Source organism: Achromobacter sp. MUI-25009338 (genome assembly GCF_057359325.1).
In genome coordinates this window covers 5767923-5780043 of the sequence record NZ_CM170627.1, presented here as the reverse complement: position 1 = coordinate 5780043, position 12121 = coordinate 5767923, and the positions used below count along the sequence as shown (strand labels likewise).

The 12121-nt window shown below is 63.5% G+C and carries 12 protein-coding genes and 1 other annotated feature; of the genes, 6 read left to right on the top strand and 6 right to left on the bottom strand.

Annotated elements, in window-relative coordinates:
- Positions 1-104 precede the first annotated feature (104 nt).
- The 4 genes from AC1IQ6_RS27415 to AC1IQ6_RS27400 all read right to left on the bottom strand — a co-directional run bounded on the left by AC1IQ6_RS27415 (position 105) and on the right by AC1IQ6_RS27400 (position 3752).
- A protein-coding gene (locus tag AC1IQ6_RS27415) for an IS3 family transposase (protein WP_485864893.1) occupies positions 105-1339 on the bottom strand; the annotation gives its coding sequence in 2 pieces (ribosomal slippage) (positions 105-1060 and positions 1060-1339; 1236 coding nt in all).
- Positions 945-1061 (bottom strand) — a sequence feature (AL1L pseudoknot). (Overlaps the previous gene by 117 nt.)
- A gap of 30 nt (positions 1340-1369) precedes the next feature.
- Entirely contained in the window at positions 1370-1897 is a 528-nt protein-coding gene (locus tag AC1IQ6_RS27410; protein ID WP_485865584.1) for an STY4528 family pathogenicity island replication protein, read from the bottom strand.
- A 425-nt stretch (positions 1898-2322) separates the two neighbouring features.
- Complete coding sequence (gene dinD / locus AC1IQ6_RS27405) at positions 2323-3177, bottom strand: DNA damage-inducible protein D (protein WP_111826284.1); 855 nt, start codon at positions 3175-3177, stop codon at positions 2323-2325.
- Between the two features lie 218 nt (positions 3178-3395).
- Entirely contained in the window at positions 3396-3752 is a 357-nt protein-coding gene (locus AC1IQ6_RS27400; protein ID WP_485865583.1) for a winged helix-turn-helix domain-containing protein, read from the bottom strand.
- A 58-nt stretch (positions 3753-3810) separates the two neighbouring features.
- Between AC1IQ6_RS27400 and AC1IQ6_RS27395 the strand changes: the two genes are divergently transcribed.
- A complete protein-coding gene (locus tag AC1IQ6_RS27395) occupies positions 3811-4374 on the top strand; it encodes a hypothetical protein (protein WP_111826286.1) in 564 nt (187 codons plus the stop codon).
- A gap of 5 nt (positions 4375-4379) precedes the next feature.
- On the opposite strand, the gene AC1IQ6_RS27390 is transcribed toward AC1IQ6_RS27395, so the two are convergent.
- Together AC1IQ6_RS27390 and AC1IQ6_RS27385 are read right to left on the bottom strand one after the other, a co-directional pair.
- Complete coding sequence (locus AC1IQ6_RS27390) at positions 4380-4715, bottom strand: hypothetical protein (protein ID WP_111826287.1); 336 nt, start codon at positions 4713-4715, stop codon at positions 4380-4382.
- A 177-nt stretch (positions 4716-4892) separates the two neighbouring features.
- Positions 4893-6275, bottom strand: coding sequence for a ClcB-like voltage-gated chloride channel protein (locus AC1IQ6_RS27385; protein ID WP_102774985.1), 1383 nt, complete (start codon positions 6273-6275; stop codon positions 4893-4895).
- A gap of 490 nt (positions 6276-6765) precedes the next feature.
- Here AC1IQ6_RS27385 and AC1IQ6_RS27380 point away from each other — a divergent pair, with 490 nt between their 5' ends.
- From AC1IQ6_RS27380 to AC1IQ6_RS27360, 5 genes are all read left to right on the top strand, one after another.
- On the top strand, positions 6766-7446 hold the full coding sequence (locus tag AC1IQ6_RS27380; protein WP_485865582.1) for a response regulator: 681 nt from the start codon (positions 6766-6768) through the stop codon (positions 7444-7446).
- Positions 7433-8905: a sensor histidine kinase gene (locus AC1IQ6_RS27375; protein WP_102774987.1), complete on the top strand. Its 1473-nt coding sequence runs from the start codon at positions 7433-7435 to the stop codon at positions 8903-8905. Before AC1IQ6_RS27380 ends, AC1IQ6_RS27375 begins: the two co-directional genes overlap by 14 nt.
- 115 nt (positions 8906-9020) lie before the next feature.
- Complete coding sequence (locus tag AC1IQ6_RS27370; protein WP_102774988.1) at positions 9021-10019, top strand: Bug family tripartite tricarboxylate transporter substrate binding protein; 999 nt, start codon at positions 9021-9023, stop codon at positions 10017-10019.
- A 111-nt stretch (positions 10020-10130) separates the two neighbouring features.
- Positions 10131-10568: a tripartite tricarboxylate transporter TctB family protein gene (locus AC1IQ6_RS27365; protein WP_102774989.1), complete on the top strand. Its 438-nt coding sequence runs from the start codon at positions 10131-10133 to the stop codon at positions 10566-10568.
- On the top strand, positions 10565-12091 hold the full coding sequence (locus AC1IQ6_RS27360) for a tripartite tricarboxylate transporter permease (RefSeq protein WP_102774990.1): 1527 nt from the start codon (positions 10565-10567) through the stop codon (positions 12089-12091). Before AC1IQ6_RS27365 ends, AC1IQ6_RS27360 begins: the two co-directional genes overlap by 4 nt.
- The last annotated feature ends 30 nt before the right edge of the window (positions 12092-12121 follow it).

Here is a 12121-nt window from a genome sequence, read left to right as displayed (position 1 = left end):
AGACCTGTTCGTGATGGAACCGCGACAATCAGGTGGCGTTGACCCACTTGGATCGCCTGGATCAGGGTTATTGAATCACACCGGGAATCGCGGAGGCTGTTTGATTAAAGTAAAACAGGTTCCGCAGCCGGTGCTGCAAGTTGTCGATAGTAACGCGCTTCGGCCTCGGCCGGCGGGATGTCGCCGATCGATCCTAGCAAGCGTTGGTGGTTGAACCAAGACACCCATTCCAACGTGGCGAGCTCCACAGCGGCCTTGGTTTTCCAGGGTGTCCTGCGGTGAATCACTTCCGTTTTGTAGAGACCATTGATCGTCTCGGCCAGCGCGTTGTCGTATGCACTTCCAGTGTTGCCGACAGACGGATTGATGCCGGCTTCACCCAGGCGCTCGGAATAGCGAATGGACACGTATTGCGACCCGCGATCCGAATGATGAATAAGGCCGTCTGCCTGACTGGGGCGACGGTCGTACACAGCTTGCTCAAGCGCATCCAAAACGAAGTCCGTCGTCATGCTGCTGGAGGCGCGCCAGCCGACAATCCGTTTGGCATAAGCGTCGATAATAAAGGCCACATACAGCCATCCTTGCCAAGTGGAAACGTAGGTGAAATCCGCTACCCAGAGCCGGTTCGGACGGTCCGCCTCGAATTGGCGTCGGACCAGATCTTGCGGGCAAGCCGCTGCGCTATCGGGCACCGTCGTGCGAACCCGCTTGCCACGACGCACCCCTTCAATGCCCAGGTCGCCCATCAGGCGTTCGACCGTACATCGTGCCACGCGAATGCTCTCGCGATTCATCTGCTTCCAGACCTTCCGAGCACCGTAGACGCGAAAGTTCTGCTCCCAGACCCTATAGATCTGAGGGCGCAGTTGTTCGTCCTTCTGGGCGCGCTGACTACGCAGCTGCGGCTGCCGACACCGGGCGGCGTAGCGCCTGTAGGCTGACGGGGCGACCTGCAACACCTTGCAGATCGGCTCGACCCCGTATCGATCCCGGTGTTGATCGAGATAGGCGTTTACTTCTTCAGTTCGCGGTCGAGCGCCGCCTGGGCGAAAAAAGCGCTCGCCGACTTCAGAATCTCGTTGGCTCGGCGCAATTCGCGGTTCTCCTTCTCTAACGCCTTGAGACGTTCGCGCTCTTCTGTCGTTACGCCGGGGCGGGTCCCGTTGTTGACTTCCGATCGCTTAATCCAATCCAGTAGGGTCGTCGGTGTGCAGCCGATCTTCGGTGCAATAGACTCGACAGCCGCCCACAGCGACCGGTACTCATCACGATGCTCCTGGACCAGGCGCACCGCGCGTTCACGTACCTCAGGGGAAAACTTGTTGTTCTTGCTCATGGCTCCATTCTCTCAAGAAATGAAGCCTCCTCAAAACCCGGTGTGATTCATATCGTCATTGCCCCGCAGCTGTTCGATGCGTTCCCTCGCCGCAGCTGGCAACCTCTCCAGCGCATCAGGCTGACTCAAGGCCTCGTCGAGGATGGACCGAGCCAACTGGCGAATCGTCGCACTGCTATGGCTGAGTGCCCGTTCGAGCAACGGCAGGTAATCGTCGTCTTCCAGGCACGCTTCGACGAAATTCAGCGGTTGATTGCGCACGGCATAACGGCTGGCCATGGAGAAGCCGGTCATGGGGTTGCGGCGGTATTCGACCAGGGCAATCCATGTGGACAGCCGCAGGCACAGCACGGCCCTGGACACGGTTTCAAGGGCCGCCTGCTTGCTGCCCGGTGCGCTGGGCAGGTATTTGCGTAGCGCGTCGTAGCTGAGGACCACGGTGCCGTCGCTGCTGGCCAGCGCACGGAAAGTCAGCCAGGCATTGCGCTCCAGCGGCGTCAGCCGCTCATCCAGCAACAAGGCTTTCGGGGTGATGATGTCTGAAGGTTGATGTGACATGGCAAGGCTCCTGTCGGTATCGGCCACATGGCCAAAGGAGCCGCCATCTCACCCCAGCATTACCGCTGCCGCCGCAAACAATCCGAACTGCGCGCTACCCGTATTGTTTGAGCTGGAACAGATCAAAGCATTCTTGGCATTCTGCGACAGACGGTAGGAAAATAGCCCAGCAGTAGTCAGTGGGCGTTGACGGCAAGGCAAGAGGCGTCGGCCAGCGCACTTCATCAGCGCAGGCAGAGCATGGATCGTCCAAGAAGCGCCATGTACATCCATCAAGAGACACACATCAGCTTTGGGTCCAAGAATAGGTCCAAGCACGCCAGGAACATAAATAAATATTATTTATAATCAACAAGATACGATTCAATAAATCCTTCTGCATCGGGAAGTGATTCGGGCGCGGGAACACCCGATCAGGCACGGTCTTACTTGTCTGTTTGCTTCTTTAACTGCTTTTTCTTCGCCGATTCGATTTGCTGGATGCTGTTGTCCGGCACGGGCAGGCGTTCCGGCATGGCACCGCCCAACTCTCGGATGGTCTGACGCACCTTGCGGCCAACGTCGAAGTGCGTCTGGTTGGCCTGCACCTTGCCTTGCACCTGGTCTCGACGCAGCTTTTCTTCCGTCTGGGTAGCGCGGAACAGGTTGGCCGCCAACTCCGTGCTGCCCATATGGTCGAGGATCTTCTGGCTTTTCTTCAAGCCCTTGCGGGCATGGATGTCCTTGGCGCCGAGGCCACCATACAGGCCTTTGTAGCCGTGGTCCTGGAAGATGGCGTAGTCCAGCGGGCTGTCCACGCCAGCATCCTTCGCGGCAGCGGCAAGATACTTGTTGTGCGCAGCCAACTCGTTGCGAATGGCCAAGCGTTTGTCGTCCTCGGGCAGCTGAGCGAACTGGCGCTCGTCGGCCAGCTCTTGCCGGCGAGTCTGCAGGGCAAAGTAGGTCTGACCGTTGGCGATGACCGGCTTGGACGGGTCGCCATTCTGCACGATCAGGTAGCAGGCATAGCGCGACAGGCGCACGTCTTCCACCTCGCGGTGGGCACCGGAGCCAATCTCGACCATTTTGCGCAAGTCCGCAAAATGGTCTGCCACCAACTGCCCGCTGGTACGGCAGGCAGCACGGGCTTTTTCCAGCACCGCGAGAAAATTGCGCCATTGCGGGTACTCCAACAACGGCGCCAATTCGCGTGCCAACCAATATTCGTTACCCGCCTCGTCAAGACGGCGAATGCCCTCGAAAGTGGCGTGATGCTGTTTTTCGATGTCTTTCCCGGTCATATCACATCTCGTCGTGGGATAAATACTTGCGCCAGTGCGTTTGTCATAACCCACCCATGTTCAAACAGTATTTCGGCTATGAGGTCGACAATTTCTCGGACGATTCACAGAGAACTAGCGTGAATCACGAAACCAACAACATACCCATTTACACCCATTCCAACAAAAGCGGCCGAGTCCCCATCGGCAACCCGCAAACCGGCAGCCCCACGCCGCCGCTACGGCTTGCGCGCCGCCTCCATCAGGCATTCCGACAGCCGGTCGAAATGCTTGAGCGCCGCCTGGCTGAGTTCGACCTGCTTGCGGCGGGCATCCTCGGTGTCGACCAGCTGCACCCAGCCTTTCTCGCGCATGGATTTCAGGCGCGCGTGCAGGGTCGCGGGCGAGCCTATGCTGTCGACGGCCATGACGTCGCGCACCGACAGGCGGCGCTCTTCCTGAGAGGCGCGCGCCACCAGCGTGAGGATGCGTTCTTCCACCGGGTCCAGAGTGGGCAGCGAGGGCAGGCCTCGCAGCGCTTCGGCCAGGCGCAGAAAGCGCAGGTAGATGTCGGCGGGCCTCTTTCTTTGTTTCATGGATAATGACGCGGCGACCGAGGGCGGGCAACGAAAAGTGGGCAAAGATACTTAGGTTATGGGCGACATTCTAAGGCAGGGAAAATGGGTGCTGGCCACGACCTTCCTGTTTCTCGCCAGTCTGGCAATCAACGAGTGGGTGTTCACCAATCTGGAATTCATGCGCGGCGTGAACTGGGTCTACCTGCCCGCCGGCGTGCGGCTGGTTGCCACGCTGCTGTTCGGGCTGCCGGGAGCGATGGGCGTGCTGATCGGTTCCTGGACCGCCTACTTTTTCTACCATTTTCCGAACGACGTCGTGCAATCGGTGGCCGGTGGCATCATGGAAGCCGCGGCGCCCTATCTGGCCTATCTCTGGGCCCGGAGCGCGCTGCGGCTGCGGCCGGACCTGGGCAATCTGACCACCGGACGCCTGCTGGCCTGCGCGGTCAGCTACGCGCTGGTGAATTCCGCCATCCACCACGCCTGGTTTTTCCTGCATGGCGCACGCGAAACGCTGGCCACCGGGTTCGTGGCGATGTTCATCGGAGACCTGACGGGCGCCCTGTTCGTGCTGTATGCGCTCAAGGCGGCCACGGCCGTGCTGCGCCGGCTTGCGGCCGGCGCACGCACTGACCGATAGCGGTATCAGCCTGCCAGCACCGCCGGGTCCCGTTCGGGCGTTTCGCTGTCCAGGGCCGGCGCGACGGTTTGCTGGTTGCAGCCGGCCAGCGCCCGGTCCAGGCGCGCCGCGAGCTGGCGCATGTCGCGGGCGCGCTTGCCATGCAGCACGCGGCCCAGCGCGCCCAGGTTGAGCGCCATGATTCTCAGTTCCGCGCATTCGTTTTGCGCCAGCGGAATATGCGGGTCCGCGCGCTGCTCGATGCGGTCCAGAACGGCGACGCACGCCTCGTGGAATCTGGCGTACTGCTGCCAGAGATTGGGCGCGTCGCTACCTGCCGTGGCAGACTTGCCGGGTGCCATGGATGCTCCTGTGGGTACTGCTGATCATTCTTCTTGTGACTGCGCGCCCTCATGGGGCGCGCAGCGGTTTAGTTATAAATTCTATAACTAAATTGCCGGCAATGCCGGCGACCGCCTGCAAGGCCGCGGCCGGACTCGTATTTTTCGCCCGGCCAGAATACGAGTATTTACTCGCGATCAAGCGGCAGGCTTGCTTTCGGCCCTTTCTCCAGGGACCGCGAGCCGCGCCCGCCGGTTGTTGGCCAGCGACTTGGCGTACACGGAATCCGGCCTGATCCGGTGCGCGATCACGTAGGCCGTGACGCAGGCCAGCATGAGCGGCAGCATGACTTCGTAGCTCAACGTCATCTCGAAGATCATCAGGATGGACATCAAGGGCGCATAGGTGGTGGCCGCCAGCAGCGCGCCCATGCCGACGATGGCGTAGCTGGACACGGCCGAAAGATCGCCCGCGGGAAACAGGGCTTGCAGGCCGGTGCCGTACAAGGCGCCGAGCGCCGCCCCCACGAACAGGGTCGGGGTGAACACGCCGCCCACCGCGCCCGACCCCACGCTGGCGGCGGTGGCCAGCGTTTTCAGCAGCAGGATGGCGGCGACCGCCTGCCATGCCCATTGCGTGTGCAGCATGCTGTTGACCACGCTGTAGCCATTGCCCCAGACCTCGGGGTTGACCACCGAAAGCGCGCCCACGATCAGCCCGCCCGCGGCCATCCTGGCCCACAAGGGCCAGGGCAGCCGGCCGAAGGCGCGCCGCGCCACGTCCAGGAAGCGCAGGAACTGCGGCGCCGCCAGGCCGGCGATCAGGCCCAGGCCCAGATAATTGATGACTTCCCAGCCCGACACGAAATCGAAGCGCGGCATATGGAACACCGCGTCGTAGTGCAGGATCTGGCGCGTCACGATGTTGGCCACCACCGACGAGACCACCAGCGGCACCAGCGTGGCCGAGGAAATCGCGCCGTAGACGATTTCGGAAATGAACAACGCGCCGGCGATCGGCGCGTTATAGGCGGAGGTGATGCCCGCGGTGGCGCCGCAGGCCACCAACAGCCGCAGATGCCGGGGCGGCAGCACCAGGTAGCGCCCGCTCAGCGAGGACAGCATGGCCGCCAGTTGCACCATGGGGCCTTCGCGGCCGATCGAGGCGCCCGAACTGATGGAAAAGATCGACGACAGACTGCGCGCGATGGTCTGGCGGAAACCGATGACGCCGCGGCCCACCGAGATCGCTTCCATATAGTCGGCCGCGCCGCGCTTGGGCAGGCGGCTCGCGGCCAGCTGCAGGATGACGCCGGCCACCGCGCCGCCGGCGGCGGGCAGCAGAAACCGCTGCCAGGGGTCCAGCCCCCGCGCCAGCGACACCATGCCGTGGGGCGCGTCGCCCCCGCCGAGCAATACCTGCGTCCAGCCCAGCAGTTCCCGGAACACCACGGTGGCCAGCGCCCCCAGCAGGCCCATCAAGGCGGCCGCGCAGACGGTGGCGGGCAGGTTGTCGGCCAACAGACGGCCTCGCAGCCAGGTCGCCCAGCCCGAATGCTTGATTCTGATTTCTTTCGCCATGGCTCGGATTTTACGGCGAAAGCTGCTCACTTTTTGTTCAGTCCCTTGTAATGAAAGCGGGCGTTCCAGGCCCCGAATCCCGGTTTCCGATAGGCGCTTAGCGGGCCTTTAAACGCGTCTGGAAGGCCGAAAAAGCGGGGATGCACAAGCCGGTTTTTCGGGGTAAAAGTGCCCATTTCCCGGTCCGCACCCAGGAACAGGGCTGTGGATAACTCCTAGGGCGGCCGGTTGTGCACATTTTGTGGAGGCAAGTTGAACAAGCAGGGGTTTCGGACCGGGTCCAAAATCTTGTCCAACTTCAGCTTTTTTCCCACACAGAGTTCTTGCACAGCCAAAAAAGGCCGCAAGACTATGAAAAAAAAGAGGTTTTCAGGGTTAAGGTAGTTATCCACAGCCCTTATTAATCATTAGTCTTTATATAAAGAGAAATAAAGGAAAAGCCAAACATGTCTTCCCATTCCGCCCAGCCATCCCCCCGCGGACTCCGTCCATGCGCATCCTGCTGATAGAAGACGAAGCCGAACTTGCCCGCTGGCTTTCACGAAGCCTGGCCCGCCATGCCGGCTTCGTCGTCGAGTGGGCCGATGACGGACTGATTGCCGAACGACGCCTGGCGGTCGAGGAATTCGACGCCGTCATCCTGGACCTGGGACTTCCCGGCATGGATGGCCATACTTTGCTGGCCAAGATCCGCGCGCGGGACGACCGTACGCCGGTGCTGGTCCTGACCGCGCGCGATTCGCTGGCCGAAAAAATCGGGACACTCCACCAGGGAGCGGACGATTTCCTGCCGAAACCCTTTGTCGTGGAAGAATTGGAAGCGCGCCTGATTGCGCTGATCCGGCGCAGCCGCGGGCGCGAACATCCGCGGCTGACTCTGGGAAACCTGGTTTTCGAAACTGCCGCGCAAAAATTCACGGTCCACGGACAGGCCCTGCAGTTATCCCCACGTGAACACGCGGTGCTGCGCGTGCTGATCCAGAAAAGCGGAGAACCCATCAACAAGCAGCAGATCCTGGACCGCATCCTGACCGACGACGCGGACATCAACCTGGAGGCCATCGAGGTCCTGGTGCACCGGCTGCGCAAAAAATTGGCGGATACCGGCGTGCAGATCGTGACCATGCGGGGCATGGGCTATTGCCTGGAGAACGCTGTTGACAACCCGTAGTTCGAAAAAAACCGGGCAGAAACGCAACCGCACCCTGAAGACCCAGTTGCTCTGGTGGCTGATTCCGACCCTGGTCCTGGTGATGGTGGGCGCGCTCTGGATGTCCAACCAGCAGCTGCGCAACCAGGTCGATACGGCCTACGACCGATCGCTTGCCGGAGCGCTGCGCGCCATCGACCACAACATATCCACAGCCAGCGGTGGATTAGCCATGGAGCAGCCATACCTGATGCTGGAATTTTTCGAGCTGACGGCCAATGGCAGCGTGTTCTACCGCGTGGCCACCGAGGACGGGTTGGCCGAAATCGGCTATCCCGACCTACCGATGCCCGCCGAACCGCTGGTTTCGGGCGAGCCGCGCTTTTTCTACGCCACCTACCAGGGCACGCCGGTGCGGGTGGCGGTGCTGGCCCGCCCCATGGACCCGCCGCTGTACGACAACAAAGGGGGACGGGTAGTAGTGCAGGTCGCGGAGGGGCTGGGCACGCGCCAGGCCTTCCTGCACCGGGCCCTGGTGCGCTCCGTGGAGCGGGACCTGGCCGTCATCCTGATCAGCGTCCTGGTGATCATCGTGGGCGTTTTCATGGCCTTGCGGCCCCTGGCCCGGTTGCGGCAGGAGGTCGAAGGGCGTTCTGCGGACGATTTAAGCCCCGTCAGCGCGTCCGACATGCCGGGGGAGGTCCTACCCCTGGTGGCGGCCGTAAACCTCCACATGGCCCGTTTTGCGGCCCAAGCGAGGGTCCAGAGCCAGTTCCTGGACGACGCATCGCACCAGTTGCGCACGCCGCTATCGGTTTTGCGGACCCAGATGGCGTATGCCCTGCGCGAAACAGACCCCCAGGAGGTCCGTACAGCCCTTCTGGCGATGCAGGAGGGGCTGGACAGGGCTGTACGCACCACCAACCAGATGCTGGCCCTGGCGCGCGCAAAAGACGCCTCCCTGGCCGAAGGGGGATTTGTCCCCGAATCGGTGGACCTGGTGGACCTGGCCGACGGCGTCATCCGAGGCCTGCTGCCCACCGCCCGCCTGCGCCAGCTGGACATCGGCCTGGAGGCCGAGCAGCGGCCCGTCATGGTGCGCGGCGCCGACTGGCTGCTGCGCGAAGCGGTCAGCAACCTGGTGGACAACGCCATCCGCTACACCTCGCCGGCCGGGGAGGTCACGGTGCGGATACAGGCCGACGCCGTCCAGGCCCGCCTGCTGGTCGAGGACAGCGGCCCGGGCATGTCCGCCGACGACATCGCGCGGGCCTGCGTGCGCTTTCGCCGCGGCGCGGCCGGCAAGAACAAGCCCGGCGCCGGCCTGGGCCTGGCCATCGTCGGCACCATCGCCGAAATCCTGGGCGCGCGATTGGTGCTGGAGAACCGCGCGCCGCTGCCCGGACTGCGGGCGGCATTGGTGTTTACCCTTGGATCGGCGTCGGATGCTGCGCCGCGGCAAGAAATCGGTCCAGTTTGAAAGGTGTTGGAAAGGTTCGATTTTGTACGGTTGCGTTCACTGGGGCAGCCACCGTGCAGAATCGGCGGCGCGGCTTCCAGACACACCTAGACCTATAAATCTCGGAGACGCAAAAATGCAGACGAGTCTGAAGCTGCGCCTGGCCGCCTTTGCGGCGCTTGGCGCGATCACCCTGTCCCTGGGAGCCGCGCAGGCGGCCGAAGAGCCCCGCCGTCCGGAATGCATCGCCCCGGCCCAGCCCGGCGGCGGCTTCGACCTGACCTGCCGCCTGGCCACCGAAGGCCTGAAGCAGAGCGGCGCGCTCAAGAGCGCCATGCGCATCGTCTACATGCCCGGCGGCATCGGTGCGGTGGCCTACAACAACATCGTGGCCCAGCATCCCAACGAGCCGGGCACCATCGTGGCCTTCTCCGGCGGTTCGCTCCTGAACCTGGCGCAGGGCAAGTTCGGCAAGTACAACGTCAACGACGTGCGCTGGCTGGCCGGCATCGGCACCGACTACGGCGTGGCGGTGGTCCGCAACGATTCGCCGTACACCGATCTCAAGAGCCTGATGGAAGCGTTCAAGCAGGACCCGACCAAGATCGTGCTGGGCGCCGGCGGCACCGTGGGCAGCCAGGACTGGATGAAGGCCGCGCTGACCGCCAAGGCGGCGGGCGTGGACTTCAAGAAGATGCGTTTCGTGGCCTTCGAGGGCGGCGGCGAAGCCGTCACCGCGCTGCGCGGCGGCCATATCCAGGCCTACATGGGCGACGCGGCCGAAGCCTTCACCATGCTGGAAGGCGGCGCTCCGATCCGCGTGCTGGCGGTGTTCAACGACGAACGCCTGCCGGGCAAGCTGGGCACCGTGCCCACCGCCAAGGAACAGGGCTATGACATCGTGTGGCCGATCATCCGCGGCTTCTACGTGGGCCCGAAGGTGTCCGACGCCGACTACCAGTTCTGGGTCGACGCCTTCAACAAGGCGACCAACTCGCCCGAGTTCGCGAAACTGCGCGAGCAGCAGGGCCTGTTCCCGTTCAACAAGACCGGCGCCGAGCTGGACGCCTACGTGAAAGAGCGTGTCCGGCACTACGGCGAGCTGGCCGATTCCTTCGGCCTGATCAAGAAGTAAGCCAGGCCTTACTCCCCCGTTCGCGCCCGTCAGGGCTCCTTTCCGCCGCGGTCCGGCCGCGGCGGCGGGAGGCGCTGCGCCGCGTGATGCGACTACATCGGAAAAGTGATCATGAACGATCGAATACTGGGATTGGCGGCGCTCGGGCTCGCCGTCTTCCTGACCGCCGCGGGCTGGGGCATCGAAGCCCCGTTCGCCTATGAGCCCGTCGGCCCGCGCGCCTTTCCGCTGCTGCTGGCGCTGATCATCGGCCTGTGCGGCCTGTGGCTGGTCTACAAGGGCGGCCACCAGGTGGAGGCGAATCCGCCGGGCGCCAACGGCCGCATCGCGCTGATGGTGGTGTTCGCCACGGCCTATGCGTTCCTGTTCCAGTGGCTGGGCTTCGTGATCGCCACCACCCTCATGACGGTGTTCGTCGGCCGCCTGTTCGGCGGCGGCTGGATCAAGTGCGCCATTGGCGGCGTGGTCATGAGCATTTTCTTTTTCGTGCTGTTCGACAAGGTGCTGGACGTGGTCCTGCCGGCCGGACTGCTGGAGAACCTGATATGAGCGCCATTCTTGATCATCTGTCGATCGGCTTCGGCGTCGCCTTCTCGGCGACCAACCTGCTGGTGGCCGCCATCGGCTCGTTCTTCGGGACGATGGTGGGCGTGCTGCCCGGGCTGGGGCCGATCAACGGCGTGGCGATGCTGATACCGATCGCCTTCGCCATGAACCTGCCGCCCGAGACCGCGCTGATCCTGCTGGCGGCGGTGTACGTGGGCGCGGAGTACGGCGGGCGCATCACGTCCATCCTGCTGAACGTGCCGGGCGAGGCCAGCGCCATCATGACGACGCTGGACGGCTATCCGCTGGCGCGCCAGGGCCTGGCCAGCGTGGCCTTGTCGCTGTCGGCGTGGTCGGCGTTCTTCGGCGCCATCGTGTCGGTGGTCGGCATCATCCTGCTGGCGCCGCTGCTGGCCAAATGGGCGCTGGCCTTCGGCCCGGCCGAGTACTTCGTGCTGATGGTGTTCGCGTTCTGCTGCCTGACCAGCCTGCTGGGCAAGCAGCCGGTCAAGGGCGTGCTGGCCGCGATGATCGGCCTGGCGATTTCGGTGGTGGGCGTGGACGCCAACTCCGGCGTCTACCGCTATACGTTCGAGTCGGTGCACCTGGCCGACGGCATCGACTTCGTGGTGGTCGTGATCGCGCTGTTCGCGGTGGCCGAAATGCTGGAGATGCTGGAGAAAGTCATGGCCGGCCACAGCGTCGAGGTCAAGCCCAGCGGCCGCAAGATCTTCAATCTGAAAGAGCTGGTCTTCACGTGGTGGAGCGTGGTGCGCAGCGCTTTCGTGGGCTTCGGCGTGGGCGTGCTGCCGGGCGCCGGCGCCAGCGTGGCCGCCGCCGTGGCGTACTCGCAGGAAAAACGCATCATCGAAGCCAAGGACCCGAACGCCAAGTTCGGCAAGGGCGACATGCGCGGCCTGGTGGCGCCCGAGGCCGCCGCCACGGCCTCGGCCATCGGCTCCTTCGTGCCCATGCTGACGCTGGGCGTGCCCGGCTCGGGCACCACGGCGGTGATGATGGGCGCGCTGACCCTCTACAACATCACGCCGGGCCCGGTGCTGTTCGATTCCAAGCCGGATCTGGTGTGGGGTTTGATCGCTTCGCTGTTCGTCGCCAACGTGCTGCTCTTCATCATGAACGTGCCGCTGGTGCGCCTGTTCTCCAAGGTGCTGTCGGTGCCGGGCTGGCTGATGGTGCCGGGCATCCTGTGCATCAGCTATATCGGCGTGTACGCGATCAACGCGGGTACCTTCGACCTGCTGCTGGTGGCCGGCATCGGGACGCTGGGCTACTTCCTGCGCAAATTCGGCGTGCCGATGGCGCCGCTGGTGCTGGGCGTGGTGCTGGGAGACATGATGGAGCAGAACCTGCGCCGCGCGCTGTCGATCACCGATGGCGACGTGGGCGTGCTGTTCGCCAGCCCGGTCTCGATCGGCCTGTGGGCAGGCGCTGCCGCCGTCGTGATCGTGCCGCAAATCATGCGCAAGCTGCGCGCAGCAAGAAAGGTTGCCGCCGACCCGGCCTGATGCGAAGCCGGCGCGGATGCGCCGGGGCAT